Annotated in this window: 28 protein-coding genes and 1 pseudogene; 7 read left to right on the top strand and 22 right to left on the bottom strand. The window is 72.2% G+C overall.

Annotated elements, in window-relative coordinates; all coding sequences use genetic code 11:
* Positions 1-47 precede the first annotated feature (47 nt).
* The 3 genes from ABGB21_RS33235 to ABGB21_RS33225 all read right to left on the bottom strand — a co-directional run bounded on the left by ABGB21_RS33235 (position 48) and on the right by ABGB21_RS33225 (position 3,602).
* Complete coding sequence (locus ABGB21_RS33235) at positions 48-1,031, bottom strand: glutamate ABC transporter substrate-binding protein (protein WP_347654937.1); 984 nt, start codon at positions 1,029-1,031, stop codon at positions 48-50.
* Positions 1,028-2,416, bottom strand: a complete 1,389-nt coding sequence (locus ABGB21_RS33230; RefSeq protein WP_347654938.1) for a hypothetical protein — start codon at positions 2,414-2,416, stop codon at positions 1,028-1,030. The genes ABGB21_RS33235 and ABGB21_RS33230 overlap by 4 nt, the downstream gene beginning before the upstream one ends.
* 190 nt (positions 2,417-2,606) lie before the next feature.
* Positions 2,607-3,602, bottom strand: coding sequence for an ADP-ribosylglycohydrolase family protein (locus ABGB21_RS33225; protein WP_347654939.1), 996 nt, complete (start codon positions 3,600-3,602; stop codon positions 2,607-2,609).
* Between the two features lie 83 nt (positions 3,603-3,685).
* Here ABGB21_RS33225 and ABGB21_RS33220 point away from each other — a divergent pair, with 83 nt between their 5' ends.
* The 3 genes from ABGB21_RS33220 to ABGB21_RS33210 all read left to right on the top strand — a co-directional run bounded on the left by ABGB21_RS33220 (position 3,686) and on the right by ABGB21_RS33210 (position 5,904).
* Positions 3,686-4,759: an endonuclease/exonuclease/phosphatase family protein gene (locus ABGB21_RS33220; protein WP_347654940.1), complete on the top strand. Its 1,074-nt coding sequence runs from the start codon at positions 3,686-3,688 to the stop codon at positions 4,757-4,759.
* Between the two features lie 205 nt (positions 4,760-4,964).
* The gene (locus ABGB21_RS33215) at positions 4,965-5,462 is read left to right on the top strand and encodes a DUF2231 domain-containing protein (protein WP_347654941.1); all 498 of its coding nucleotides are present in this window, start codon (positions 4,965-4,967) and stop codon (positions 5,460-5,462) included.
* Positions 5,463-5,592: 130 nt separating this feature from the next.
* The gene (locus tag ABGB21_RS33210; protein ID WP_347654942.1) at positions 5,593-5,904 is read left to right on the top strand and encodes a hypothetical protein; all 312 of its coding nucleotides are present in this window, start codon (positions 5,593-5,595) and stop codon (positions 5,902-5,904) included.
* Positions 5,905-5,920: 16 nt separating this feature from the next.
* Here the strand turns inward: ABGB21_RS33210 and ABGB21_RS33205 are convergent, their stop codons facing one another.
* Both ABGB21_RS33205 and ABGB21_RS33200 read right to left on the bottom strand, forming a co-directional pair.
* The gene (locus ABGB21_RS33205) at positions 5,921-6,412 is read right to left on the bottom strand and encodes an N-acetyltransferase (protein ID WP_347654943.1); all 492 of its coding nucleotides are present in this window, start codon (positions 6,410-6,412) and stop codon (positions 5,921-5,923) included.
* Between the two features lie 11 nt (positions 6,413-6,423).
* Positions 6,424-7,173 carry a 4'-phosphopantetheinyl transferase superfamily protein gene (locus ABGB21_RS33200; RefSeq protein WP_347681173.1) on the bottom strand — a complete coding sequence of 250 codons (750 nt, stop codon included), beginning with the start codon at positions 7,171-7,173 and terminating at the stop codon, positions 6,424-6,426.
* A 461-nt stretch (positions 7,174-7,634) separates the two neighbouring features.
* Here ABGB21_RS33200 and ABGB21_RS33195 point away from each other — a divergent pair, with 461 nt between their 5' ends.
* Entirely contained in the window at positions 7,635-7,985 is a 351-nt protein-coding gene (locus tag ABGB21_RS33195; protein ID WP_347654945.1) for an Lsr2 family protein, read from the top strand.
* A 173-nt stretch (positions 7,986-8,158) separates the two neighbouring features.
* Here ABGB21_RS33195 and ABGB21_RS33190 read toward each other — a convergent pair whose 3' ends face one another.
* On the bottom strand, positions 8,159-9,430 hold the full coding sequence (locus ABGB21_RS33190) for an Ig-like domain-containing protein (RefSeq protein ID WP_347655026.1): 1,272 nt from the start codon (positions 9,428-9,430) through the stop codon (positions 8,159-8,161).
* 205 nt (positions 9,431-9,635) lie between these two features.
* Here ABGB21_RS33190 and ABGB21_RS33185 point away from each other — a divergent pair, with 205 nt between their 5' ends.
* On the top strand, positions 9,636-10,244 hold the full coding sequence (locus ABGB21_RS33185) for a DUF1349 domain-containing protein (RefSeq protein ID WP_347654946.1): 609 nt from the start codon (positions 9,636-9,638) through the stop codon (positions 10,242-10,244).
* 96 nt (positions 10,245-10,340) lie between these two features.
* Here the strand turns inward: ABGB21_RS33185 and ABGB21_RS33180 are convergent, their stop codons facing one another.
* The 5 genes from ABGB21_RS33180 to ABGB21_RS33160 all read right to left on the bottom strand — a co-directional run bounded on the left by ABGB21_RS33180 (position 10,341) and on the right by ABGB21_RS33160 (position 14,003).
* On the bottom strand, positions 10,341-10,790 hold the full coding sequence (locus ABGB21_RS33180) for a DoxX family protein (protein ID WP_347654947.1): 450 nt from the start codon (positions 10,788-10,790) through the stop codon (positions 10,341-10,343).
* 164 nt (positions 10,791-10,954) lie between these two features.
* Positions 10,955-11,275, bottom strand: a complete 321-nt coding sequence (locus tag ABGB21_RS33175) for a protease inhibitor I42 family protein (RefSeq protein ID WP_347654948.1) — start codon at positions 11,273-11,275, stop codon at positions 10,955-10,957.
* Positions 11,276-11,320: 45 nt separating this feature from the next.
* Positions 11,321-12,142 carry a C1 family peptidase gene (locus ABGB21_RS33170; protein WP_347654949.1) on the bottom strand — a complete coding sequence of 274 codons (822 nt, stop codon included), beginning with the start codon at positions 12,140-12,142 and terminating at the stop codon, positions 11,321-11,323.
* 271 nt (positions 12,143-12,413) lie between these two features.
* A complete protein-coding gene (locus ABGB21_RS33165) occupies positions 12,414-13,331 on the bottom strand; it encodes a hypothetical protein (RefSeq protein WP_347654950.1) in 918 nt (305 codons plus the stop codon).
* Between the two features lie 84 nt (positions 13,332-13,415).
* A complete protein-coding gene (locus ABGB21_RS33160; RefSeq protein WP_347654951.1) occupies positions 13,416-14,003 on the bottom strand; it encodes a TetR/AcrR family transcriptional regulator in 588 nt (195 codons plus the stop codon).
* A gap of 74 nt (positions 14,004-14,077) precedes the next feature.
* On the opposite strand from ABGB21_RS33160, the gene ABGB21_RS33155 reads away from it, so the two are divergent.
* Positions 14,078-14,539 (top strand): GNAT family N-acetyltransferase, encoded by a 462-nt coding sequence (locus ABGB21_RS33155; protein ID WP_347654952.1) that lies wholly within the window; start codon positions 14,078-14,080, stop codon positions 14,537-14,539.
* Positions 14,540-14,627: 88 nt separating this feature from the next.
* On the opposite strand, the gene ABGB21_RS33150 is transcribed toward ABGB21_RS33155, so the two are convergent.
* From ABGB21_RS33150 to ABGB21_RS33105, 10 genes are all read right to left on the bottom strand, one after another.
* Positions 14,628-15,440 (bottom strand): class I SAM-dependent methyltransferase, encoded by an 813-nt coding sequence (locus ABGB21_RS33150; protein ID WP_347654953.1) that lies wholly within the window; start codon positions 15,438-15,440, stop codon positions 14,628-14,630.
* Positions 15,441-15,553: 113 nt separating this feature from the next.
* On the bottom strand, positions 15,554-16,450 hold the full coding sequence (locus ABGB21_RS33145) for an ABC transporter ATP-binding protein (RefSeq protein WP_347654954.1): 897 nt from the start codon (positions 16,448-16,450) through the stop codon (positions 15,554-15,556).
* Positions 16,450-17,196 carry an ABC transporter ATP-binding protein gene (locus ABGB21_RS33140; RefSeq protein ID WP_347654955.1) on the bottom strand — a complete coding sequence of 249 codons (747 nt, stop codon included), beginning with the start codon at positions 17,194-17,196 and terminating at the stop codon, positions 16,450-16,452. Before ABGB21_RS33140 ends, ABGB21_RS33145 begins: the two co-directional genes overlap by 1 nt.
* Positions 17,193-18,257: a branched-chain amino acid ABC transporter permease gene (locus tag ABGB21_RS33135; RefSeq protein WP_347654956.1), complete on the bottom strand. Its 1,065-nt coding sequence runs from the start codon at positions 18,255-18,257 to the stop codon at positions 17,193-17,195. The genes ABGB21_RS33140 and ABGB21_RS33135 overlap by 4 nt, the downstream gene beginning before the upstream one ends.
* The gene (locus tag ABGB21_RS33130; protein ID WP_347654957.1) at positions 18,254-19,171 is read right to left on the bottom strand and encodes a branched-chain amino acid ABC transporter permease; all 918 of its coding nucleotides are present in this window, start codon (positions 19,169-19,171) and stop codon (positions 18,254-18,256) included. Before ABGB21_RS33130 ends, ABGB21_RS33135 begins: the two co-directional genes overlap by 4 nt.
* A complete protein-coding gene (locus ABGB21_RS33125) occupies positions 19,168-20,367 on the bottom strand; it encodes an ABC transporter substrate-binding protein (RefSeq protein WP_347654958.1) in 1,200 nt (399 codons plus the stop codon). Before ABGB21_RS33125 ends, ABGB21_RS33130 begins: the two co-directional genes overlap by 4 nt.
* A 92-nt stretch (positions 20,368-20,459) precedes the next feature.
* Positions 20,460-20,837, bottom strand: coding sequence for a roadblock/LC7 domain-containing protein (locus ABGB21_RS33120; protein WP_347655028.1), 378 nt, complete (start codon positions 20,835-20,837; stop codon positions 20,460-20,462).
* 20 nt (positions 20,838-20,857) lie between these two features.
* Complete coding sequence (locus ABGB21_RS33115) at positions 20,858-23,359, bottom strand: nitrate- and nitrite sensing domain-containing protein (protein WP_347654959.1); 2,502 nt, start codon at positions 23,357-23,359, stop codon at positions 20,858-20,860.
* 255 nt (positions 23,360-23,614) lie between these two features.
* The gene (locus tag ABGB21_RS33110) at positions 23,615-24,274 is read right to left on the bottom strand and encodes a helix-turn-helix transcriptional regulator (RefSeq protein ID WP_347654960.1); all 660 of its coding nucleotides are present in this window, start codon (positions 24,272-24,274) and stop codon (positions 23,615-23,617) included.
* A 289-nt stretch (positions 24,275-24,563) separates the two neighbouring features.
* On the bottom strand, positions 24,564-25,853 hold the full coding sequence (locus ABGB21_RS33105; RefSeq protein ID WP_347681170.1) for a cytochrome P450: 1,290 nt from the start codon (positions 25,851-25,853) through the stop codon (positions 24,564-24,566).
* Positions 25,854-26,203: 350 nt separating this feature from the next.
* Between ABGB21_RS33105 and ABGB21_RS33100 the strand changes: the two genes are divergently transcribed.
* Positions 26,204-26,371 (top strand): hypothetical protein, encoded by a 168-nt coding sequence (locus ABGB21_RS33100; RefSeq protein WP_347681168.1) that lies wholly within the window; start codon positions 26,204-26,206, stop codon positions 26,369-26,371.
* 36 nt (positions 26,372-26,407) lie between these two features.
* Here the strand turns inward: ABGB21_RS33100 and ABGB21_RS33095 are convergent.
* A pseudogene (locus ABGB21_RS33095) lies at positions 26,408-26,522 on the bottom strand (IS630 family transposase); the annotation flags it as partial.

The raw sequence follows: 26,522 nt of genomic DNA, 5'->3' as shown, positions 1-26,522 counted from the left end.
CGGCCCGCCGGCCGGCACCACCCTGGACCGGACTCTCTCGCGCACGGTCAGTCCCGGTACCGGGCGGTGGGTGGCGACGGCGCCGGCCCCAGCGACCGAAGCCAGCGGTTGTAGAGCTGGGTCCAGGTGCCGTTGGCCCGGATCTTCGCCAGTACGCCGTTCACGAACCGGACCAGTTCGGGAGAGTCCTTGGAGATCGCCACCCCGTACGGCTCGTCACTGAACCTCGGCCCGACGACCTCGGTGTTCGGATCCTGGGCGGCGAGCCCGGCCAGGATGCTGTCGTCGGTCGACACCGCCACCACCTGGTTCTGCTGCAGCAGGACCAGACAGTCCGTCCAGTTGACCACCGAGACCGGTACGGTCCCCTGTTCCGCGATGTTACGGATCGAGGTGCTGCCGGCCGCCGCGCAGACCTTCTTGTCGCGCAGGTCCCTGATCGACCGGATCCCCGAACCCCGGTGCACCAGGATCCGCTGGCCGGCGGTGAAGTACTCGGTGGAGAAGGAGACCTGCTGCCAACGTTCGCAGTTCATCGTCATGGTCCGGACGACCAGATCGACGCTGCGGTCCTGGATCACCTTGATCCGGTCGGCGGAACTGATGGCCCGGAACTGGATCTTGCCGGGATCACCGAAGAGCGCCCGGGCGACCTCCCTGGCGATGTCGATGTCGAAGCCGGTCAACTGTCCGGTGAGCGGGTCCCGGAAGCCGAACTGGTAACTGTTCTGGTCGACACCGACGATCAGCCGCTTGCGCTTCACGATCTCGGCCATCGCCGAACCGGACGGCATCTGCTGCGGAGCCGGCAACGCCCCGGTGGGGCGCAGGCTGAGCCGGGGGTTGCACGATCCGGACGAACCCGCCGGTCCACTCGGGATCACCGCCGGATCCTGCATGCCGACCGGTCGGGGCGGATCTGTCGGCACCCGGTTGTCGGGCAGCGCCTGGTTGTCGACACCACAGCCGGCGGTGACCAGCAGGACAAGGACGCCGGCGAGCAGCCGGCCGGCGCGCAGCCGGACTCTCATCGATACTCCGCTATCCGACGCTGAACTCCGAACACGGCCCCGATCAACATGAGCAGGGTCAGCCCGACCATGCCGACGTCGGCGCCGGTCAAGGCCCGGCCGGCGCTGGCCGCCTCACGCTCGAACCGCTCCCCGTTGTGGGTGATGGCCTGGGCGAGGACCTCGTCGAGCTCGGTGAAGATCGCCGCCGTGGTCCACCCCTCGCTACCCACGGTCGTCTGCACCGCCTTCTCGTAGTCGCCGGCGTCGTCGTGCTGGCGCACCTGGCGGTGCGTGATGGTCCACGCCTGGGCCTTCAGGACCGCCGTGCCCACCGCCTCGCGGGTGGTCTGGTCCGACGCCGCCGCCTGCGCCCGGCCGAGCAGACCGCCGGTGCCGTCCGGGCCCACCAGCCGGGCCATGACCACGCCGAAGTCCTCCTCGAACGCGGCGCCGTTGCCCCGGGCGACCAGGGTCAGCGCCTCGTCGGCCCGGGCCTGCAGACCGGCGATCCGGGCCTCGGCGAGCAGGTTCATCTGCGCGGACCCGTCGTCGCGGCTCGCCCGCAGGTAACTGCCGGCCGCGACCGCCGACACGGCGAGCCAGCCCACCAGCAGCACCAGAGCACCGGTGCTGACCACCAGTCCGACGTTGAGCAACCGGTTGGTCCGCCGCGTCAGGTAGAGCTGGGCCAGCACAAGACCGCCCAGGGTGGCCAGCCCGAGCAGGGTCGCGATCCACGGGAAGCCGGCGGCCCGGTCCCGGGCCGCGTCCAGTTCGTCGGAGGCCGCGCCGTACAGCTCCTGCGCCGCCGGCAGCAACTCGCCGCGCATCAGACCGGAGGCCTGCTGCAGGTAGGCGACGCCGAGCGGCAGGCCCTGCCGGTTGTAGCTCCGGGCGGTCTCCACCAGACCGCTGTAGACCGGGAGTCGGGCGGTGATCCGGGCGATCGCCGAGACACTCCGCCCGTCGGTGGCGGCCGAGACCACGGTCAGCGCGGCGGCGGCGTCCGCCAGGTCCCGCTGGTACCGGTCGCGCAGGACCGGCGGTTCGAGGCCGTTGGAGAGGAACGCGCTCGCCGCGGTCGCGTCCGCGTCGGAGAGGGCCCGGTAGAGGTTCTGCGCGGCGACGAGCAACTCACCGCTGCGGGCGGTGACACCACGGACCAGATCGGCCCGCTGCCGGACGCCGACCAGGGCGGCCATGCCGGTGAGCAGGCCCAGCACCAGCACGGCGGCCAGGATCGCGGTGAGCCGGCCGGGGGTCTGCCGCAGCGGGGCGGTGATCCTCTGCAGCGCGCCGGGCGGTTTCGGTGCGGACGGGGTGGGCTGTGCCGGCACCGGCGGCTGCGGCGGCGCGGCCGTCCGGCCGCGGGGAACAGCGACCGCCGGCCCGTGTGAACCCACCCGTAACCTCCCCATCCCGACCACGGAACCCCGCGACTCCAGCCGTACGCGGATGGTCGGGTCATGATGACCGGGTTCAAGGTAACCAATCAGCTCAACCGGTGGGGGGCGGGGTGGCGGCCCCCGGCTGACCTGGACCGGCCAGGGTGGACGGCGCCGGCGGAAAGCGCGGAGCGGGTCGCGCGCCCGGTCATCCGGGACGGCGACCGTTGACCGGTCCGGCCGGGTCGCCGGTGCCGGGCCGGGGCGGACCGGGCGCGGTCGGCAGCTCCGGCAGCGGTTCGCGACGCGCCAGCCAGGTCGCCGGTATCCCGTTCGGTCCCCGACCGGTGTACGTCGCGACGATGCCGCCGACGATCGCGGCCGTGGTGTCGACGTCCCCGCCCGCCTCGACACAGGCGAGGACCGCCGACGGATAGTCGTCCAGGTGGGTCGCCGCCGCCCAGAGCGCGAACGGCACCGTGTCCTGCGCCAGCACCCGCGACCCGTTACCGAGCTCGTAGGCGGCCTCCGGGACGCCCGCGCCGAGCAGCCGGCGGGCCCGTTCGACGCCGGCGCGTACCTGGCTGTCGACGAGGTGGCCGAGCACCACGTCGAGCAACTCGCCGGGCTCCGGACGGTCCCGGACCCGCCGGGCCCAGCCGGCCTCGGCGGCGGCGACCGCCACGGCCACCGCGCCGAGGATGCCCTCCGGGTGGGCGTGCGTCACCTCCGCCGACCGCATCGCCTCCAGCGCCGCCGAGCGGGAGTCCCCGGCATGCCAGGCGCCGAGCGGGGCGACCCGCATCGCCGCACCGTTGCCCATCGAGCCCTGTCCGTCGAAGGCCGCCCGGGAAACGTCCCGCCAGTCGCCACCGTCGCTGATCTGCCGCAGGATGACCACGGCGCCACCGCCGTAGCCCCGGTAGGGGTCGAAGCGGGCGGCGAAGGCGGCGGCGAGCCGGTCCTGGTCGACCCGCCCGCCGGGGTCGAGTTCGGCGACGAGCACGCAGGCCATCTCGGTGTCGTCGGTCCACGGCCAGACCGGTTCGGGCAACCGTCCGCTCCGCAGGTCCGCGACCGACGTGCCGGGTACGAAGAACTGGGCACCGAGCGCGTCGCCGACAGAGAGGCCGTCGAGGCTGTCCCGACAGAGGTCGTGATGAGGACGGTGGTCCCGGGAGGAAGGGTGGTCGCGAGAGATCATGTCGACCGTCATCATGGCATGGCACACCCCGCCTCTCGGCGACGGAACCGGCGGCGGGTCACCCTTCGGACGGAGCACCGACGATGACATCCGGGGAACCCCGACCTGGCCGCGCCGGCGGGGCCCGGAACGCGCTGCTCCGCCGGCTGCCCTGGCGCGGGGACCTGACGGTCGGACGGCGTACCGGTGCCGGCGCGTGCCCCGGGCGGGGCCCCGCGTCACGACGCGGGCGCCTGCCGGCGGCGCTGGCCGTCCTGCTCGCCGCCCTCCTGCTCGGCCACGGTCACCTGCCGAACACCCCCGGCCGGCTGGGCAGCCTGCTGGAGACGTTCCTGCCCTGGCTCGGTCTGGGTGTGCCGGTCCTGGTGGGGGTCGCGCTGCTGCGCCGCCCGGTCGTCGCGCTGCTCGTACTCCTGCTGCCGGGTACGGCATGGCTCGGTCTCTTCGGTGCCGACCTGTTCCCGGTCGACGCCGCGCGGTACGACCTCACCGTCGTGCAGCACAACGTCAGCGACGAGAACCCGGATCCGGCGGGCACCGCGCGGACGCTGCTCGACATCCGGCCCGACCTCGTCGCGGTGCAGGAACTGACCCCGGCCGCGCTGCCGGCGTACGGGACGACGATGGCCGCCGAGCTTCCCCATCGGGCGGTGCACGGCACCGTCGGCCTCTGGTCGAGGTTCCCGTTGACCGACGTGCGCCCCCTGGACATCCGGCCGGCCGGGTTCGGCCCGGACTGGAACCGGGGTCTGCGGGCCACCGCCCGGACGCCCCGCGGTGACGTCGCCGTCCACGTGGCCCACCTGCCCTCGCTGCGGCTCGGCCTCCGGCACGGCTTCCGGTCCGGCTCGCGCGACGAGAGCGTCACCCTGCTCGGCGACGCGGTCGCCACCGAACCGGTGGACCGGGTACTGCTGCTCGGTGACCTCAACGGCACCGTCGACGACCGGGGGCTGGCGCCGGTGACATCGCGGATGACCTCGACCGGGCCACGCTTCCCGTTCAGTTGGCCGGTGGCGCTGCCGGTGGCCCGGATCGACCACGTGCTGGCCCGTGGTGCGACGATCGCCGACCTCTGGGCGCTGCCGGCGACCGGAAGTGACCACCTGCCGGTGGCCGCCCGGGTCTGGTTCCCCGACGGCGCCCCGGGACGGTGAGGCGGATCGGCCGACGACACGCCGAGGTACGAGGTGGACGGATGACCCTGTCGGCACACCGGCGGGCTGACGCCTCTGTGCTTCGGCGTGCCGGATCCGTACGCTTGCCTGGGCCATGCACAGTCGTCGCTGGGAGCCGGTACGACTCCGGTACCCGGTCGAGCGGCACGGCCGCCACTGACCAGTCCGCCCCGAGGAGACATCGGTGCTCGAGGAGTTCATGGGGGTGCCCACCCATCCCCTCCTGGTCCACGCCGCGGTGGTGTTCGTGCCGCTGCTCGCCGTCTCGGCGGTCGCGTACGCCTTCGTGCCGCTCGTCCGGCCGCATCTGCGCTGGGTGCTGGGCCTGCTGGCGGTCGCGACGCCGGTCGCCGCGCTGCTGGCGAAGCTCTCCGGGGACGCCTTCTTCGCCCGGCTCGAGTCCGGCGACCGGATCAGTCCGGAGTTCTACCCGAAGCTGGAGTCCCACCAGCAGCTGGGCAACCTGACGCTCACCGCGGCGGTGCTGCTCGGTCTGCTGACCCTGGCGCTGGTCTACCTGGTGGCCCCGCAGCCCGGGACGGATCCCGCCGGCACCACCCGGGCCCGTCGGGTCCTGCCCCAGGTGCTGGCGGTGTTGACGCTGCTCGCGGCCGGGGCCAGCCTCTACTACGTGATGCGCACCGGTGACTCCGGCGCGAAGGCGGTCTGGACCGGACTCTGAGCCACCCGGACGCCGCCCGCCCCGCCGGGTGCCGGACGCCACCCGAACACGTTTCCGCGACCCCGAGCAGTTCGGGCCGGCTCGGGGCATGCTCAGAGGGGTAGGCGGCGGCTGGTGAAGGGGGTACGGCGTGAAGGACTACGACGACGACTGGACCGAGGACCAGCGGGCCCTCTACGACGAGTGCTACGACCTGGGCGAGTCCTGGGCCGCCGATCCGGACACCCCGGCCGACGAGTTGCAGGACGTGCTGAACCTCGCCGAGCTCGACGAGGACGAACTCGGCGAGGTGGACCTGACGTACGCGCCGCTGGTGGACGCGGTGGCCGAGGCCACCGGGGAACAGGTGACCAGTGTGACCGCCGACCGGGACGATCCGGCGTTCCGGGGCTTTGTCGACGGCGCCCGGGACGGCGCCGAGGAGAGCGTCTTCGGTCTCTGACCCCGGTGCTCGCCGCTCAGTGGTTCCGGTTGTCGAGCCGCAGCACCGGGGTGGACGACGGCGCGAAGCCGAGCGACCGGTAGAGCGCCTCCCCCTCCGGGCTGGGCCGCAGGTCGACGACCGCGATCCCGCGTTCCCGGTACCACTCCAGCAACCGTTGCACGCAGGCCCGGGCATATCCCCGCCTGCGGTAGCCGGGCTCGGTGGCGACGTTGAACACGTACCCCGACTCCCCGGTCGGGTTTTCCGGGTCACCCAGCCTGGACTCGACAACACCGACCGCACACGCCACGAGTCGCCCCGGCACCGGGCCCGCGGCGGGATCCGGCCGGTCCACCACGAACGCGGCCAGCGAACCGTCGCCGAGTCGCCGCCGGAGGGTCCGCGCCGCGAGCTGCTGCCAGGGACCGGGCTCCGGGACGACGCCGCGCATGCCGGCCAGCATCACCGCGCGCAGTCGGACCAGTTCGGGCGTGTCGGCGACGACCGCGGGACGTACCTCCACCACGACGGGGAAGATTATCCGGCGGGACGGTACGCCGTGGCGACGGCCCCGAGCGGCAGCGTGGCCTGGGTGATCCGTACCGGCAGCGGGGTGAGGAGCGCGACGGCGGCGGTGTAACCCGGTCCCGCGTCGAGGTCGTGCAGCTGCGCCGGCGCGTCCAACGGCCGCTCGGCGGCCCAGTCGACCAGCCGGGCCGGTTCCTCGGGCGGGCTCACGGTGACCGTGTTCATCGGTACGGCGAGACCGTGCCCGGTCGCCTTCAGCAACGCCTCCTTGCGGGCCCAGTATCCGAAGAACGCCCGTCGGGCGTCGGGCGTCGACAGGTCGCGCCACCACCGCAGTTCCGCTGGCGAGAGTACCGCCGCGCTCAGTGCGGCCACGTCCGTCCCGTCCGTCGTCTCCTGCACGTCGAGACCGACCGGCACCGACGCCACCGCGACCGCGACCCAGCCCCCGGAATGGGTGACCGAGAACTCCAGCTTCGTCGCCGGATACGCCACCACCGGTTTTCCGTGTCCGGCTCCGCAGTGCCGACAATGCCGGGAGAAACGCAGTTCCGCCGGGGGAACTCGGAGATAGTGACCGAGCAGCAGCCGTACGCCGACATGTGCTGCCTGGTAGCGGTCCCGGTCGGCGGCCTGCCGGAAGCGCGCGTGCCGAATCCGCTCCCCCTCGTCGAGTACGTCGAAGTCGCGCCAGTACTCCACGCCGATCGGCAGTCGCCACACCTGGCACTCGTCGGTCGTCGGCGGCGCCAATTCCACCGGTACCGACTCCACCGACCCGGCCGGACCGGGTGTCGGCGGGCCGGACGACTCGCCGGATGAACGATCTGCTCGGCTCAACGGGCACCACCAACGGTCGCGGATCCGGCGTCGGCACCGGGACCGGGGCCGACCTATCCGCGAGCATGCCAGCCCGTCGGCCCGGCGGCCAGAGCGGTTGAGCCGAACGCCGGGGCGCGCCGGCCGCTTCCGGGCCGGGGTCGCGCTCCGATCCGGACCACCATGCAATGATCCAGACCGCCACGGAAAGTGGCACACCGACGCCACCGGCCCGGGCCGGAACAGTTCCGGCCGGCGCATACCGGGTCGCCCGGGGCGGGCGGAAAGGTGGGGGTGGTGGGCGGAGTGGAACGAGAATTGCCCGATGTCTTGCAGAATTGCCCGCCGATCAGTCAAACTCAACCCCTGGAAATAGATTTGTTCACGAGGAGTAATCGACCATGGCGAAGCAGGTAATCACACTGCTGACCGACGACCTCGACGGCGGCGAGGCGGACCGCACCGTCGAGTTCGGTATCGATGGCGTCAACTACACGATTGACCTGTCGGATAAGAACGCCGGCAAGCTCCGGAAGGCGCTGGATGTCTACATCCACGCGGGCAACCGGGTGGGGCGGGGTCCGGTGGAAACCCGTCGCACCGGCCGGCGTGGCGGTTCGACGAGCCCGACTCGGAGCGACCGGGAACTGAACCGAGCGATCCGCGAATGGGCGGTTCAGAACGGCTACGACGTTTCCGAGCGTGGACGCATTCCGTCGTCGGTGGTGCAGGCGTTCAACAGCCAGCGGTAAGGGCGTGACCGGCCCGTACGGGCGCCCTGCCGCCGGCTTCCCGTCGCGACCGGGACCGGGTGGCGGGATCCGACCCAGCCGTCGGCACCGCGCCGTCCCGGACCGCGGGGTGCCACCGACGACTTCCGTCGGTGGCACCGGTACGCGTACGTTCCGACCGAGCTACCCAACCACTACCGCCCACCGCTGGAAGGTGTCGGTGTCGGCGCCTTGTCGGCGGCGGGCGGGCCACCGTTCCCCGGGCCGGCCGGCGCCGGAGGAGCCGGCTTGAGGTCGGCCGGCACCGGCAGCGCACTTCCCTTGACGAACTCGTCCCAGCTCACGTTCCAGGCCGTCCACCCGTTGCCCTGGTCCAGCTTGACCTCGGTGCCCTTGATCGTGACCAGGTCACCGATCCGGGTGGTCTCCATCAGCCAGTCCGCGTTGGCGTTCGAGACGTTGGTGCAGCCGTGTGACACGTTGCGGCTCCCCTGCTCACCGACGGACCACGGCGCCGCGTGGATGAACTCGCCGCCCCAGGTCAACCGCTGGGCGTCCTCGACCTGGACCACGTACGGGTCAGGGGAGCCCGTGGTGTCGAAGATGGTCGACTCGTGCTTCTCCATGATCACCATCTTGCCGCTGGACGTCGGCGTGCTGCTCTTGCCGAGGCTCACCGGGATCTTGCGGATCAGCCGGTCGTCCTTGAACACCGACATCTGCTTGGTGGCGTTGTCGATCTCCAGGAACAGTCGGTGGTCGCCGATCCGGGCCTTCCCGGTCCGGTCGGTGTCGCCGTAGCTGCCGCCGCCCATCGGCACCCCGTCGAGTGCCGCCCGGACACTCAGCCGGGTGCCCGGCTGCCAGAAGTCCGGCGGCCGGTAGGAGACCTGCCGTCCGTTCGCCTCCCAGGCCCAGACGCCCGGCTGCGGCGGATCGCTGCTGACCAGCAGGCGTCGTTGGATGCCCGCACGCTTGTCCTTCGGGATCTCCGAGTCGAACGAGACCGTCACCGGCATCGCCACGCCGTACGTCTGCTTGTCCTGCACGTTCAGGTTGGTGACGGTACGTCTGGCCGGCTTGTCCATCGTGGTGAAGGTGGTCTGCTGGGTGACCGTCTTACCGGCGTCGTTCTTCGCCGTCACCTGGGCGGTGTATGTCCGTTTGTGGCCCAGCGCCCGGCTCGGCATCCACCCCGAGCCGTCGGCACGCATCGCCCCGTCGACCCGTACGCCCTTGTCATCAGTCACCACGACCTCGGAGATCTTTCCGTTGCCCACCGTGGTACCGATCTCCGCACTGGTCGGCAGATTTCGACTCTCCGGCGCCGGGGTGATCGCCAGCGTGGGTGGTGCCGGCGCCGGCCGGGACGCCCGTCTGATGGGCCCACCGGTGCAGCCGGCCAGCACCAACGGCACGGCGGTCAACAGCATCATCAGCAACAACACACCTCGACGCCTCAACATCATGCTCCACCCACCCCATTTCCCTCCTGCTCTCCAGATCGCATTCCGGCGCGTCCGTCGGCGACCCACGCGGCGCGTTCAGGTGTGGACCGCCGGTAACCCCCGAATCGCCGCTCATCCGGGCGGTAAACCCGCGGCGCCGGCGAAGCTTCGGCCCGTCTCGACCGGGTCCCCGCGGCCGGGTCCCTTCTGGCATCCTGCCCGGATGGGAATCAGCCTCGCTCCAATCCCGACACCATTGGCCTGGGAGGTCGAACCCGCCGAGTGGCACCACAATCGCGAGACGGGGCTCACCGTGACCGCACCGGCCGGAACGGACATGTTCGTGGATCCCGCGGGCGGTGAGCCGGTACTCAGCGCGCCCCGGCTGCTCGGCCCGGCCCCCTCCGGCGACTTCCGGCTCTCGGCCCGGGTCCGGGTCGACTTCGCCGCCACCTACGACGCGGGCTGCCTGCTGCTCTACGGCGGGCCACGGAACTGGGCGAAACTCGCCTACGAGCGGTCGCCGCAGAACACCGCCATGGCGGTCTCGGTGATCACGCGCGACGTGTCGGACGACGCCAACGGCTTTGTGGTACCGGACGGTGCGCCCCTCTGGTTACGGGTGAGCCGGGTGGGGGCGGCCTGGGCCTTCCACGCCAGCACCGACGGGTCCTGGTGGCACTTCGTCCGCTACTTCCGGCTGGAGGCACCGGACGAGCCGCTGCGGGTGGGCCTGGAGGCGCAGTCCCCGACGGGGTCCGGCTGCACGGTGGAGTTCGACCGGCTCGGCTTCGCGGTGGGCCGGCTCGCGGACCTGCGCGACGGCAGTTGACCAACATCGGTGGAACACGGCGTCGCGCCCGTTCCCGCGTCCGGCCGGGGCCGGGGTACGGAGAACGGGCGCGACGGGTGGCTGACGGCCGCTCGGTCAGCGGGCGGGCGCGGCCACCGGCTCGGGGCTCTCCACCACGCTCCGGGTGCGGCGTCGGGCGAGCGCGGCGTCCAGTGACCACCGCCCGCCGCCGAGCGCGGCGACCAGCAGGAAGGACCAGCAGAACATCGCGGCGAGTTCACCGCCGTTGTTCAGCGGCAGCAGGGCTTCGGGCTGGTGCACCACGAAGTACGCGTACGCCATCGAGCCGGAGCAGATGACGGCCGCGACGCGGGTGCTGAGGCCGACCAGCACGAGTACGCCGCCGACGAGCTGGATCAGCGCGGCGTACCACCCGGGCCAGGTGCCGAGCGGGATGGCCTCGCCGCTGCCCCGGTTGCCGCCGAAGACCCCGAACAGGGACGCGGCGCCGTGCAGGGCGAACATCAGGCCGAGCACGACCCGGAACAGGGTGGTGACGGTCTCGCTGACGCGGACGTTGGTCATGGGACACTCCTTGCGGCTGACAGGAAGTAACGGTCGGGTCCCACGGCGAAGTCACGGTAACCAAATGCATCGAAGACTGTCAATAGTTGCTGCTCCGCATGCATGACGCCGCCATACCCATCGTCACCCCACCGCGTCGACCGCCGCTGGCGGATTGACCGGCGTCACCGCACGGCGATGCTCACCTCGAACCGTCGAGCCACCGGCCCGGCCGGCTCCCAGCCGCGCCGCAGCGCCAGCCGCAGCGTCGTCCGGCCCTCGCCGACCACGCTGAACCGGAGCTGCCGGCTCCCCCCGGCGCCCAATCCGCCCGACCCGGGCCGGAAGACGTCCCCGGCGGGGGCGACCACCCGGTCGTCGAACGCCTCGAGGTGCCACCGGTAGCCGGAACTCGGCGTCTCACCGAGTTCGACGACAACCAGGTCACCGGGGACGGCCGCGTACGACCGCCCCGCGTCGCGCTCGGTCAGCTCATGGCGGGCCACCGGCGAACCTCCGATCCGCGGCCCGGGGTCGGACCACGTCCCGGTTCAGTGTGGCAGCTCCACCGCGCAGCACGCCTCCCCGCGATCCTGGAGCAGACCGTCGAAGTCGCCGCGCCTCATCTTGAACCGGCCGCCCTGCCCCCAGTCCGCGCCCCAGGAGTTCTGGAACAGGTAGGCGTCCTCGTCCTCGATCCGGTCGAGCATCAGATAGCAGTGGCCACCGCTGGCCGCCCCGGTCGGCTTGACGAACCCGTCCGCGTCCGGGTTGAACATGTCACTCGTCCAGGCGGTACCCACCACGATCGACCCCTGGCTGTCGATCCACTCGTCGATCTCCGCGGTGGTACGCGCGAAGGCGAAGGCGGCCAGCCGTCCCCGCTCCCGGACCGCCAGCGCCCCGGACCGTACGGTCGAACCGTTCTCCTTGCCCGGCTCCCCGTCGATCACCTTGCACTCGTAGTAGAGGGCGTGGCCGTCGGCGTTCTGGTAGGTGCCGGCGACCGGCATCGCGTCCACCCAGCCGGCCCAGCCGAATCCCACGCAGTGCCCGGTCTGGCCCTGGTCCAGCTGGACGGTCAACTCCCAGGCCGGGGCGGCGTCCCGTTTCGCGACCGGCTCCCGCTGGGTCCGCAGCCAGCGCCAGAAGACCAGGTACGCCCGCCAGTCCGAGAAGTACGGCGTGTCGGTGAGGATCTGCTCGACGGTCATCTGCCGGATCGACTCCGGCGGCTCGGCGATCTCCAGCAGTCGGGGGATGTCCCAGTCCCGCGCGTCCGGCTGGTAGCGCCAGCCGAGCAGCTGCGGGCCGGGCGTCGCACTCGCACTCGTCTGTGGTGGATCCACCGCGAAGCGCCTCTGCTGCTCCATCGACTCACCTTTCTCGACCGGCCGGCCGCGGGCGCCGCCCGGGCCCTACCGGGTGGGTGGGAGGCGGCCGGCCGCACCCGAGGGTGACGCCGGGCCGTTCCCGGCCCGTCCACCGTCGTCGTACCGGATCGGGGACGGGCCGGTCCGCGTCGAGGCCGCCGCGCCTCCCATTCTGCGCCGTTGGGTCCGGGCACGGGTCGGTTCAGCGGAGCCGTCCGGCGAACTGATCGGCTGGAAACCGGGCAGGCTGATCGGCTGGAACACCGGGGAGCTAATCGGTTGCAAGGTCGGCACACTCCGTCTCGTCAGGTAGCAGCGGACGCAGCGCGACCGTCCAACGGTCGTCGCCGGACGTCCACGGGGTCTGGGCGTTCGCCTTGGTGGCCATGGTCAACAGTTCGGACAGGGCGGCACCGCGCAGTTCGACGCAGCCCGGATCCGGGCCGGGCCCCAGCGACGGGCCCGGCAACGCCGGGCCGGGCCAGGCCAGCGCGGGCTGCGCCGGGAGGCCCTCCGGGTCCCCGGGCCAGGCGGTGGCCAGTGCCGCCACCGCGCTGGGCTGGTACGGCTCGGCCGGGCCGACCCGGTCGGCGCCCAGGGTGCCGGCGAGATCGGTGAGTGCCGCCACCAGTTCCCGCAGTTTCGCCCGACCGGCCCGCTGAGCTTCGGTCAGCCCGTCCGAAGGCGCCCCGCCCTCGGCCGACCCGTCCGGCTGCTGGAAGCCCGTGTCCAGGGCGTACACCTCCAGGACCTCGGTACCGGTGGCGAACCTGACGGTGAAGCGGGTCGAGGGGACGTCCGTGATGGAGGGCCGGCCAAGGTCGGTCCCGGCCTCGACACCGGCGGCCCGGGCCCGCTCGATCAACCGGTCGACGTCCTCCCCGGCGATCCGCTGGACCTGGACGTTCGGCAGCGCCGGGCCGGGAAAGGCGAGGGTCTGGGGCCCTTCGGTGATCACCCGTCCGTCGGCGTACACCGTCACCATCGGCAGCCGGCCGAGCAGGATGGCCGGGGTGACGTAGCCGCCGGTGTGCTCCACCCGCAACACGACCCCGGACGGGTCGGCAGCGTCGGCCACGGGCAGGCCGGGGGCACCGGCACCGGTTCCGTCGGCGCCCTGGGCGCAGGCCGTGACCAGTAGGAGCAGGGAACCGGCCGCGATCGCCGGGAGAGTCCGCCAGTTGTTCATGACCGGTCTGACGGATCACCGCACCGTACGGTTCCCGTGCCATCGTTTCCTCGCGACGACGACGGAGTCGCCGTGGCCATCGTCCTACAGCCGCGACAGCGATCCGACCGCGGCGTCGACGGCCGCCTGCTGCAGCTGTGCCGGATAGGTCTCCGGGTCGACCGCCGCCAGGGTGTTGAGCCCTTCGACGAGCGCGACCAGGTGTTTCGCCACCCGGTCCCGGTGGTCCAGCGGCCAGTCCGGATGGCTGGCGGCGACCAGCCGGGCGATCCGGCGACAGAAGGACCGGTTGTTGGCGGCGTGCAGCTCCGCGAGCCGGGGATCGGCCAACGCGGCGGCCAGGAAACCCAGCCAGACCCGGGCCTCCTCCCGCTTTTCCGGAGTCAGGCAGGCGGCTTGGAGGAGGACCGCGCGCAGCACCTCCGACGGTGGTCCACCGGCCGCCTCGGCCGCGTCCGCCCGTTCGGCGGTGCGCTGGTGCAGCAGCTCACGGGCGTGGACGAGGAGTGCCCGCTTGTCCGGGAAGGTGTGCAGCACCAGACCGGTCGTGCACCCGGCCCGCTCGGCGACCGCCCGCAGGGTGAGCCCCGACAGGCCCTGCTCGGCCAGGACCGCCCAGGTCGCCGCGGAGAGCCGGGCCTGCTGCTCCGGCAGGTCACGTTGTCTGCTCACCGCACCCCTTCCACCGAATCCGTTACCGTAACGCATGTTACGGTAACGTCCGTTACCAACGAGAGGAGCGGCGGATGGCCGGGACGGTGCTGGTCGAGCTCGCCGACTGGGACTCCCCGGACGGCGCCCGGCTGCGCGCGGCACAGCGGGCGGAACTGGACGCGCGGTACGGCAACAGCGACCACGAACCGGGCGAGCCCCCGTCGGCCGGCAGCGTCGCGGTGTTCGTCATCGCCCGCGCCCCGGACGGCACACCGCTCGGCTGTGGCGGACTACGCTTCCTCGACCACAACTCGGCCGAGATCAAGCGGATGTACGTCGTACCGACCGCCCGTGGCACCGGAATCGCGGTGGCCATCCTCCGGGCGCTTGAGGAGCGGGCCCGCCGGCGCGGGGTGGAGTCGCTGCTCCTGGAGACCGGCACCGCCCAGCCGGACGCGATGCGCTTCTACGAGCGCGAGGGCTACCGGCGCATCGACAACTTCGGCCCCTACCGCGACGAACCGCTGTCGGTCTGCTACGCCCGTCAACTGTGACGGACTCGGTGGGACCCGGGGCGTCGGGCGGGCCCCGGTCGGCCCGGTGCTGGTGGCGGGTCCGGACCCGCCACCAGCATCCACCGGGTCAGGACAGTGGTCGGGCCGCCCGCCGCCCCCGGGTGGAGACGAACTGGTACGACAGCGAGGCGAACGCGGGGTCCCGGGCCAGTTCCCGGAAAACGTGCAACTGGTCCGCCGACAGACCGGTGGCGAGCAGCCGCGGTTCGAGCTGACGGGAGTTCGTCTCGTGCAGGGACGCGCCGGTGGAGCCGCCGGGCCAGCTCTGCGAGTGGGTGATGGTGTCCACCTCCCCGAGACCGGCCAGCACCATCTCGGTGTGCACGTCCTGTGCCCAGGCCAGATCCGCACCCCGGTCCTGCAGGATGCCCAACGTCGCCTCCATCACCTCCTGGAAGAGCTTCGCCGCGTCGTCGGTCGGCGCGGCCAGCACCCGCAGCCCTGCCGTGCAGTCGAACTCCTCGACGACCAGCCAGCCGCCGGGCGCCAACGCGTTGATCAGTTCGGCCAGCACCCGGCGCCGCTCGGGCAGGTGCAGCAGCACCAGGCGGGCGTGGATCACGTCGAACGGCCCGCCCTCCGGCGCCCCGGTCCGTACGTCGTGCTGCCGTACCACGAGATTGCCCTCGGAGACCAGGTGCGAGGGTTCGATGTCGGTGGCGACGACCAGTCCGGTGGGGCCGACGGCCCGGGCCATCAGCCGGGCGATCGAGCCGCCCCCGGCGCCCACCTCCCAGCACCGTGCACCGGGGCCGAGCACCGGGGCCAACCGGTCCGCCGTTATCGGATCGAGGAACGTCTCCAGGGCCCGCATCTGCGCCTCGGCTTCCGGCGAACGGTTGTCGAAGGCGTAACCGGTGCGAACAGGGGTGGTTGTCACGATCGGTACCTCCTTGTTGATGATCTGTGACGACGGCCCGCCCATGCTTCATCGCGCGTCGGCACCGGAGGGGATTCCGGGGTGCGGAACGCGAGGACGTGGTACGGCGTACGTCAGGGTGCGGACGAGGACGAGGGAGTGACTGTCGAAGGGGAGGATGGTGCGGTCGGGGATTCGGATGGCAGAGCAGGCCCGCCCGGGCCGCCGACGGGACCGGGACGGGCGGGGTCGGACCCGTTGCGGGCCGTCCCCGGGTCGGACGGAACCGGTACGCTCCCGTCCACGGTGGCCGCGCCGGCCACGCTCAGCAACGCCTCGACCGGCGCGGGATCGGCGCGTACCGCGGCCGACGTGTCGGTGAAGACCACCCGGCCGTAGTCGAGCACGGCGATCCGGTCGGCGACCTCGATCGCGTGCGGCAGCTGTTGTTCGATCACCAGAATGCTCAGCCCGGCCGCCGCCAGCCGGCCGATGAGTTCCCGGACCCGGGCCGCCAACTCCGGGGCGAGCCCTTCGCCCGGTTCGTCGAGGAGCAGCACCCGGGGCTGGGTGAGCAGCGCCCGGGCGATCGCCAGCATCTGCTGCTCGCCGCCGGAGAGCTGGTCTCCCCGGTGCCGCAGCCGCTCGGCGAGCCGGGGCAGCAGTTCCAGCACCCCCGGAACCGTCCACTGCGGACCGGACGGCGGTACGCCCCGACGCCGAACCCCGGCGGCGAGGGTCAGGTGCTCGGCCACGGTCAGCCGGGGAAACACCCGGCGCCCCTGCGGCACCAGGCCGACGCCGGCCCGGGCCACCCGGTGCGCGGGCCGGCCGGCCAGGTCGACCCCGTCGACCCGGACCTCGCCACGGTACGGCCGGAGCAGACCGGCGACGGTGTGCACCAGGGTGCTCTTGCCCGCGCCGTTGCGGCCGACCACCGCCTGCACGGCACCGGCCGCCACCTCCACCCCCACGTCGTGCAGGACGGTGCCGCCGTCGTACCCGACGTGGAGTCCGCTCACCCGCAGCATCAGCGCACCGCCTCGGCGTAGGCCCGCCGGACCGCCGACGAGTCGCGGATCTCGGCCGGCCCGCCGGTCGCCACGTGCTGTCCGTCGTGCAGCACGGTGACCGTGTCGGCCAACGCGTACACCAGGTCGAGCCGGTGTTCGACCAGCAGCACCGACACCTCCCGGGACAGCTCCGACAGCAGGGTGACCAGCCGCTGCACCTCGACGCTGGAGAGCCCGGCGGCGGGCTCGTCGAGAAGCAGCAGCCGGGGCTGGCCGGCGAGCGCCATGGCGATCTCCAACTGGCGCCGCTGACCGTGCGAGAGATGGGCAGCGATGCTGGTCGCCACGTCGGTCAGGCCGACCCGGTCGAGCAGTGCGAGCGCGGGTTCCCGCAGCCGGCTACGGAACCGTCCCGGCGTGACGACGCCACGCAGCCCGCCGGCCCGCCGCCAGGCGGCCACCTCGACGTTCTCCCGCGCGGTCAGCGACGGCCAGACGGCCGGACGCTGGTGGATGCGACCGATGCCGATCCGGGCCCGTCGGGCCGGCCCGAGTCGGGTCACGTCCCGGCCGGCGAAACCGATCCGGCCGGCGTCGGCCCGGGTCGCGCCGCCGATCAGGTCCAGCAGGGTGGTCTTGCCGGCGCCGTTCGGACCGATCAGGGCGTGCCGCTCCCCCTCGGTGATCCGCAGGGTCACCCGGTCCACGGCGGTCAGCGAGCCGTACCGCCGGGTCACCGCCTCGGCGGCCAACAGGATGCTCATCCGGGCACCTCCGAGCGGGTCCGCGCCGGGTCGGTGCGGGCCGGCCCGCTCCCCGACGGCCGGTCGGGCCCCGGATCACCGGGCCGGGAACGGGTCCGGGCGCGGGACCGGAACAGGGCGGCCACGTCGGCGGCGGAACCGGCCACGCCCCGCGGGAAGAGGTACGCGGTCAGCACGAACAGACCGCCGAGCACCAGCGGCGCGTGCCCGGGCAGCTGCCCGGAGACCCAGTCCCGGACCGCGATCACCAGGGCGGTGCCGGCGATCGCGCCACCGATCGACGTCGCCCCGCCGATCACCACCCCGAGCAGCAGCAGCGCGGAGATGTCGAAGCCGAAGTCGGCCGGCGACAGGTACTGCTGCGCGGTGACCAACAGCGAACCGGCGACCCCGGCCACCGCCCCGCCGGCCACGAACGCGGCCGCCAGGTAACCGGTGACCGGATGCCCACTGGCCCGCATCCGGGCCTCGTCGTCCCGGCTGGCCCGCAGCAGCAGGCCGGCCGGGCTCCGCAGCACCATCAGCACGATCGCCACCACCACCGAGACCACAACGAGGGTGTAGAGATAGCGTGCCTGGTCGCTGTCCAGCACGCCCATGCCCCAGACGGGCCGGATCGCCGGCATCCCGGCGAGGCCGTCCGTCCCTCCGGTCACCGAACGCCACCGACTGGCGGCGGTCACCGTCAGTTCACCGATGGCCAAGGTGATCATGAGAACCACCACGCCCCGGGCGTAGACCACCAACGGCACGGTCAGCGCCGCGAACAGCGCACCCGCGGCCGCGCCGGTCAGCACCTGCACCACCCCGACCGACGAGACGTGCAACCCGACCAGGGCACCGGCGTAGGCGCCGGCGGCGTACGGCCCGGTCTGGCCGAGCGTCGGCAGCCCGGCCACCCCGGTCAGCAGCGCGACGCTCACCCCGACCAGACCGAGCACCAGGGTCCGGGCCAGCAGCGACGTGGTGTACGGGTCGGTCAGCCAGGGCACCGCCACCGCGACGGCGAGTACGCCGACCACGATGACCTGGATCAGCCGGCGACGGAGGGTCCCGGTCACGTCGTACCTCCCCAGCGGAGTCGGAGTCCCCGACCGGGCAACCCCCGGGCCCGGACCGCGAGCACCGCCGCCATCGCCGCGAAGAGCAGGAACGGGGCCACGGTCGGGGCCAGCGCCACGCCGAGGGTCTGGATCTCCCCGACCGCGAGCGCGGCCAGCAGAGTGCCCCGGACCGAGCCGAGTCCGCCGAGCACCACGACCACGAGCGAGAGCAGCAGCACGGTGTCGGCGGTGGTCGGGGCCGGGCCGATGATCGGCGCGCCGAGCACCCCCGCGGCCCCGGCCAGCGCACCGGCGGTGCAGAGCACACCGATCCGGATCCGCGCCGGGTTCACCCCGAGGGAGGCGACCATCTCCGGGTCGTCGACCGCAGCCCGGACCAGCATCCCGGCCCGGGTCCGGGTCACCGCCAGCGCGAGCAGCACCGCGATCACCATCGCCACGCCGATGAACCCCAGCCGGTACGCGGCGTACCGGTGGCCGGCCACCTCCACGGTGCCCTCCAGCGCGGCTGGGATCCGCACCGGCAGACTGTCCGGCCCGAAGGCGGCGACCAGCAGCGCGCCGCCGGCCAGGGCGACCCCGAAGGTCAGCAGCGCCTGGGTGAGATGGTCGCGCCGGGCGACCGGTGCGAGCAGCCCGGCGAGCAGGCCGCCCGCACCGGCCCCGGCAACCACCCCGACGGCCAGGGCCAGCAGGAGGCTGGCCCAGCCGCCGTCGGCCAGCGCCGCCACGGTGTACGCGCCGACCGCGTACAGGGTGCCGTGCGCCAGATTGAGGATGTTCGCCACCCCGAAGCAGAGCACCAGTCCGGACGCCGCGACGAAGAGCAGCAACCCGTAGGCGACCCCGTCCAGGGCGGGAATCAGGTACGGGTCGATCGCGTCGGTCACCCGCGCCGCGTACCCGGTCATCCGCCCACGGTCGCCAGGTCCCCGACGACCGTGTTGGAGAGTGCCCGACCGTCCTGGCGAACCTGCCGCAGATACCACTTCTGCACCGGGGAGTGGGTCGTCGGAGAGAACTGCCAGGTCCCCCGGGGGCTGTCGATCTGGCCGAGTCCGGCGATCGCGTTGTTTATCTCCTCCGGGGTGGGGTTCGTCCCCGCCGCGCCGATCGCCTTGTCCAGGACCGCCGCCGCGTCGTACGAGGCCATCGCGTACGTGGTCGGCGAGCCGTCGTGGTCCTCCTTCCAGGCCGCGACGAAGGACCGGTTCTCCGCGTTGTCCAGGTCGGGCGAGTAGTTCAGTACCGAGTAGATGTTCTTCGCCGCCTCGCCCTGGGCGTTCAGCACGCCGCCCTCGGTGAGGAAGCCGGCCGCGTAGAGCGGCAGGTGGCTGATCTCCGACTGGGCGTACTGCTTGACGAAGTCGACCGCGGCACCGCCGGCGTAGAACGTGTAGACGGCCTCGGCACCCGACGCCTTGATCTGGGCGAAGTACGGGGTGAAGTTGGTGGTCGCCGGGAACGGGGTCCACAGTGTCTTGCCGTCCGGATTGGCCAGCCTGCCACCGATCTTGGCGAAGGTGTCGGTGAAGCCGCGCAACTCGTCCCAGCCACCCTGGTAGTCGGGGCCGATCGCGAAGACCTCGCCCTTGACGTTGTCCCGGACGTACTCGGCGATGGCCTCACCCGGCTCGTCGGAGAGGTAGGAGGTGGTCCAGATCCGGGCGACGTCCTTGAGTTCGGGCCGGCCGTTCGAGCCGACGAACGGGATCTTCGCCTCGGTGAGCAGCGGGTAGACGGCGGCCACCGAACCGCCGCCGACGATGCCGGTGAGCACGTGCACCCGATCCTGTTTGATCAGTTTTGTCGCGGCCGGTACGGCGGTCGGCGCGCCGTTGCCCTCGTCCGCCACCACCAACTCGACCTTGTGCCCGCCGAGCTTGTTGTCGTGCATCTTCAGGTAGAGCTCAAAACCGTCGCGGATCTCGGTGCCGACCGCCTCGTACGTGCCGGAGAGCGAGGCGAGCAGACCGATCTTGATCGTGTCCGGTGCGCCGCCGCCGTTGGCGCCGCTGTTGCAGCCGCTGGCGGCGACGGTCAGCCCGAGGGCGAGCAGCGCCCCGGCCAGGGCACGACGCCGGCTGGTACCGGTGGGAAATGGCATGGGTCTTCTCCAGGAGGGGGTGGAAGAGGATGGTGGGGATGTCCCGGGGAGCCGGGAGCCGAGCCGTCCGGTGCTTGTCGCGACCGCCTCGGTCACCGCCCCTGGGTCAGCGCGGCCCGGGCGGTCGGGGTCAGCACGTCGCCGATCCGGTTCGCCAACTCGGTCATCTCGTAGGAGACCTTGCCGACGTCGCAGTGGGGTGCGGCGAGGACCAGCAGCGAGGCGCCGTCGTTGAACGCCATCGAGAACATGAAGCCGCCCTCGAGCTGGGTGACGTTCGAGATCACCGCGCCGGCCTCGAAGAAGCCTGCGGCCCCCCGGAGCAGGCTGACCAGGCCGCTACCGGTCGCCGCCAACTGGTCGGCCCGGTCAGGCGGCAGATTCCGGGTGGAGGCCACCATCAGGCCGTCGGCGGAAATCGCGATGGCGTGGCTGACCTCCGGGGCCCGTTCGACAAAACTGTCCAGCATCCAGCCGAGGTCTCGTTGGTTCACGTCGTACTCCCTGTCGCGTCGCTTGTCGCCGAGGCGTTGACCAGCTTGGGACGGCGGGCGGCCACACCGCGGGCGTAGGCGGACATCGCGTTGGCCACCTCGGCCGGGTCCCGGTGCTCCGCGCCCTGCTGACGTGGAACCGGCGTGACGCCGCCGGGTACGAGGTGCCGCTGCGGCTGTCGTTTCGGCAGCCCGGACTGGGTGGTGGCGACGATGTCGGGGTTGACCACGCTGGTGGCGGCCCGCCATCCCTCGTCGGCCCGGGTCTGCCAGTCCGACACCGGTTGACTGACCGTGCCGTTCGCCGTGGCCGGTGCCGGCGCGGGCCAGCTCGGCGGCGGCTCCACGGGCACCGCCGGGGACGTTCCACGGTCGGTTCGGAACCAGTGGTTGACCTGCTGGAAGATGACCAGCTCCTGGGTCTGGTCGTCGCTGCGGTCGCCGCGCCGGGGAGCCGGTTGGAAGACCGAACCGGCCGGCAGCGCCCGTTCGGCCGGCGGTTGCCGGTTCGGACTCCGGCCGTCCGGCGGCCCGGGATACGGCTGCCCGGTGGTGACCGGGCCACGGGCCCGGGACTCCGGAATGGACGCGAGCCGTCCGGGGGCGAGCAGTTGGCTCTCCGGCGGCACGGGTCGGATCAACGCGGCCGGCAGGGAGATCTCGGCGATGGTGCCCAGCTTGGGGCCGGGCCGCAGCTCGACCGTGACGCCGAGCCGGTTGGCGAGCTGCCCGACCACCACCAGACCCATCGCCCGGACCGCCGCGACGTCGGTCGCCGGTGGTCGGGCCAGCAGGTCGTTGAGCTGCCCCAACCGCTGCGGGGAGAGCCCCACGCCCTCATCGCTGACCTGCAGGATGACCCGGTCGCCGAGACTGCGTGCGGTCACCCACGCCTCGGTCTCCGGCGGCGAGTACGACGTGGCGTTGTCCATCAGCTCGGCGAGCAGGTGCACGACCTCGTCGACCTTGTCGGCGACGACCGCCACGTCCGGGTCGACCACGCCGATCCGTACCCGGGTGTAGTGCTCGATCTGGGACAGTGCCGCCTGGACGACCTTCTGCATCGGTACGTCCTCGTGGCGTACCCGGCCGACGCCGACGCCCCCGAGCACCAGGAGGCTGGCGTTGATCCGGCCCATCCGGGTGGCCAGGCTGTCGAGTTTGTAGAGCTGCTGCAGCCGTTCCGGGTCGGTCTCGTCCCGTTCGACCCGGTCCACCTGGGCCAGTACGGCGTCGACCAGTCGCTGCTCACGCCGGCTGAGGTGGACGAAGATGTCCGCGGTGTTGGCCCGCATGACGGCCTGCTCGGCGGCGGTGCGGACGGCCGCCTGGTGCACTGCGGTGAACGCCTGGCCGACCTCGCCGATCTCGTCTCCGCTGTACGCCTCCAGGTGGGACGTCGACTGCCGGGCCAACGTCTCGGGGTGGATGCCGGCGCTGTCGATGTGGCGCAGTTCGGCGACCATCGCGGGGAGTTCGGTGAAGGCGACGGAGTGGGCCGCGTCGCGCAGCCGCCGCAGCCGGCGGGTGATCTGCCGGGCCACCGCCCAGGTGACCAGCACGGTGAGCAGCAGGGCGACGGCCGTCGCGGCCGCCTCGGCGATCGCCCGCCACCGCTGTTCGACCCGGGCGGCGTCGACGTCGTCCAGCACCGCCGCGTCGACCCGCTGCTGTACGTCGAAGAGCCGGGCGGCCCAGCCCTGGGTGGCGCCGATCCAGGCGTTGATGTCGACGTCGAGCGGAGCACCGATCTCGGCGCGGGAGACCTCGTCCTGGAGACGCTGCAACGTCAGCGCCTCCTTGCCGCTGCCGGCCTGCTCCCACCAGACGTCCCACTCGCTGCGGGCCAGGCCGAGGAAGGAGAGACTGGCCTCGGTGAATCCGGTCCGGGCGGCCGTGATGTCCTGCTGCATCGCCGGGGTGAGCTGTCCGGCCGCGATCGCCCGCAGCACCGCGACCTGCTGCTGGCCGAGCGACTCCGCGGTCTTCGACAGCGCGGCGGCGGCCCGGATGCCGTCCGCCACCTCGGCCGAGGCGACTCCCTGGGCGATCGCCTCCCGGTAGGCGAGCAGGTCGGCGACGATGATCCGGTAGCTGAACGTGGTGGCGGAGACCGCCGCGTGTGCGGCGGTCCGCACCTGGGCCCGCAACGGCGGGAGGGCGGCCAACGCCTTGTCGACCCGGAGCAGAACCGCCTCCGGGCCGGCGGTCACCGCCGGGATCCGGGCACGTTGTCGGTGGTAGCGGGCGACGATGTCGTCGGTCTCGGCGGCCTGCCGCGCGTAGGTGTCCTGTTGGCGGGCGCCGGCCGAGGTCAACAGATCGGCCGCGGCGGCGCGTTCCCGCTGCAACTGGTAGGCCAGCCGGCCGGCCTCCGCGCCGAGTTCGGCGAGCCGGCCGAGGTCACTGGCGCGCTCCGCCTGCCGGACGCTGTCGGCGAGGGCCAGGCCGGCGAAGCCGACGACCGCCACCAACGGCGCGGCCACGATGATGCGCATCCGTGAGGCGATCTTCCAACCGCGTCGACGTACGGGCTGGGGCCGGGCCGCGTGGGATCCGGTGGTCGTGGCCAAGACTGACTCCCACGGCTCGTCATCGAGGAGATCTGCACCTTGCAATTAGCAAGTCCCATTCCGCCGGACGGCGGGGACGGATGACCAGGGTTCTCGGTGGTACAAACAGCTCGTACCACTACTTGTACCCAACAGCGGACCGACAGTCACTGTCACGGTGCTGGCGGACGGCATCACCGGTCAGCCGCGCCACCGGGCGGCGCCGGCCCGACCCCGGCGGGGCTCGGACGCCCGCCCACGCCCCTCCCCGGTCAGCCTCCGCCGGTCGACGGCCGGCTCGGCAGCCGGCTCCCCCGACCGGTCGGCCCGGTCCACACCCGGGTCCCGCAACTCCGCCCGAACCCCGGGCGTCGCCGCCCCGGGCGTCGCCAGGCCCGCCCGGGCCAGGGCCAGCTCCACCGACGACCGTTCCACGTCGGAGGGCAGGTGGACCCGGAGCATCTGGTCGATCAGCCCGCGCAGCTCGTCGATCGCCTCCACCACCGCCCGCCGGTCCCGGTCCTCCGGGAGCGGATCAACACCGGCCGGCTCTGCCCGTTCGGACCCGGCGACCCGGGGACCGCGCCGACCGTCCGCGGCGGCCTGCTCCTCCGCCACCCGCGGCCACAGCTCGGCGAGCCGACCACCGGTGCCGAGCACCTGGTCGCAGCGGATCGCCAACTCCTGGCTACCGAACCGGCGCCCCGCCTCCACCGCCGCGACGGTCTCCCGGCTGAACCGGACCCGGTCGGCGAGCGCGCGCTGGGTGAGCCCCTTGCGGGTACGCCAGCGGCGCAGCTCCCGTTGAAACTGTCGAGCGGCCGTCAATTCGGCGATCTCTCTGGCGGGCGCAGCATCCATTTACTCACCTTCGCGCGTCGGCGATTTGATCACGGCAGTGATGTGATCAGTCGACGGAACCATGAGCCAGGCACGCCGAAGATCATGATCCAGCAATTGCCGGGGCCAATTCTCGCCCTCCGGCGGCGGCCTGTGAAGATGCGTAGGCCACCCGTCGTTGACGGTAAGTGAAAAACCTAGTACGCGAAGCTACTTGACGAATTGAATTGATCTCTGACGTGCCCGCCGCGGCGGCCGGCCCCGCCCCGTGGCGACAAAGCCCGAGGCGGCCGACACCGGCCGAGCCGGGTCAGGCCGCCCGGGCCGACGTGCCGGACGGGTCGCCCGGCCGGTCCGACGGCAGCGTACCGGCATCGACAACCGCCGGCAGGATCTGGTGTGCCCGGAACGCGACATTCGGTTTGTAGGCGGTCACGTACCCGGTGGCCAGCCGTAGCGCCGGAATTGCCTCGGCGAGTCGGCCGAGCGCGATCCGTGCCTCCAGCCGGGCCAGCGCCGCGCCGATGCAGAAATGTGGACCGTAGCCGAAGGAAAGATGATCGCGGGCCGTAACCCGATCCGGATCGAATCGTTGCGGGTCGGCGAAGACCGCCGGATCACGGTTCGCCGCGCCGATCAACAGGAGGCACCGGGCGCCGGCCGGAATGGTCACCCCGCCGATCGTCACCGGTCGCCGGGTCACCCGCAGCCAGCCGTCGATGGCCGGCCCGAACCGCAACGTCTCCTCGAGGAACCCCGGTACACTTGCCGGCTCCTCGGCCAGCCGTCGCCACCGGTCCGGCGTGGTCAGCGCCTGCTCCAGGGCGTGGGCGAGCAGGCCGGCGGTGGTCTCGTGCCCTGCGACGAGCAGGTTGAACGCCATGCTCGCCACCTCGGGCTCGGTGAGCACCTCGTCGTCACCGTCGCGGTGGCGCAGCACCCGGCTGACGAAGTCGTCACCGGTGGCGCCCTCGTCGATCCGCCGGGCCACCAACTCCTGGCAGTAGTGCCAGAAGTCCAGCAACCCCTGGGCCAGCCGGACCTGCTCGGCCGGCTCGGGCCGGCCCCAGATCAACGCGATCTGACCGTCCGCCCAGCCACGGATGCGGGGCACGTCCCGGTCCGGTACGCCGAGGATGTCCACCACCACCAGCAGCGGCAGCAGGGCGGTGAACTCGGGCACGAGGTCCACCACCTCGCCCCGTCGCCGGGCGATCCCGTCGACCAGCTCGTCGACCCGACGGCGCACGATCGGTCCGAACTGGACGGAGACCCGGCCGGCCGTGTTGGCGAAGGTGGCCCGCAGCGCGGCCCGGGTCCGGGTGTGCACCGGCGAGTCGGCGGCGGCCGTGGTCGGCGGCACGTCCAGCCGCATCACCACCGCCAACGCCTCCGGGCACATCTCGTACACCGGCGCCAGGGTCAACGCGTTGCCGAAGCTCTCCGGATCCCCGAACGCGTGCCGTACCTGCTCGTGCCGGCTGATCAGCCACATCCCGAGGTCGTCGGCGTAGTGCACACCCTGGTCACGGTGCAGCAGGTCGCGCCAGACGGCGCCCGGATCGGTGAGATACGTACCAGCGAACGGGCGAAGTTCCATGGCCGCCTCCTGGCCCACGCGGTGGCGCGGCGACACGCCCTCCGTCGGTATCGGTTTCACCGTCGGGAATGTGTCGACCTCCGGATCCCCGGGACATCTGGGATTCCCACGATGCGCCCACCGGCGACGGTAGTCAAGGCATTGGCACATGCCGTTGTCCGGGTGCCACCGCACGATGCGCGGCGGCGGATGCGGCACCCCGTTCCGGCCCCGCCGGGCCACTTGCACCGCGCACTTGCACCGCTGGTCACGGTGGGTAACCCGACCTGGGTGCAGAAAAATCGGCGGTCGGCGACGACGCCGGAAACCGGACCTCGGGCGGCCCCGTCCCACACCACCGCGGACCACCGGTGGAGACGCTCACCGAGCCGGCACCAAAACGACCGTTAATCGTCGTCGACCAGGCAGTCGAATTTCCGATCATCGTCGACCTGAATGGACGCGACAGCTCGTCGCGCACGACAGTACGAATCACGCGCACGTTCCATTGTGGCCCCCGCTCGACGGCCAACCAGTGACAGTCTGACCCCGGGAGGTGACGGTAGTGTTCTGTCTCAGTTTTGAGTAGTCGCTTGTTGGAGGGCTACTCGTCCACGTCGGACCTTGGCCAGGATCGATTCGGCGGTGGCGGTCCACACGAACGGCTTCGGGTCGTCGTTGTGCACGCGC

The organism is Plantactinospora sp. B24E8 (assembly GCF_039871735.1).
Lineage (GTDB): Bacteria > Actinomycetota > Actinomycetes > Mycobacteriales > Micromonosporaceae > Plantactinospora.
Note: the sequence above shows the minus strand (reverse complement) of the source record. Positions and strands in the feature narration are given on the sequence as shown.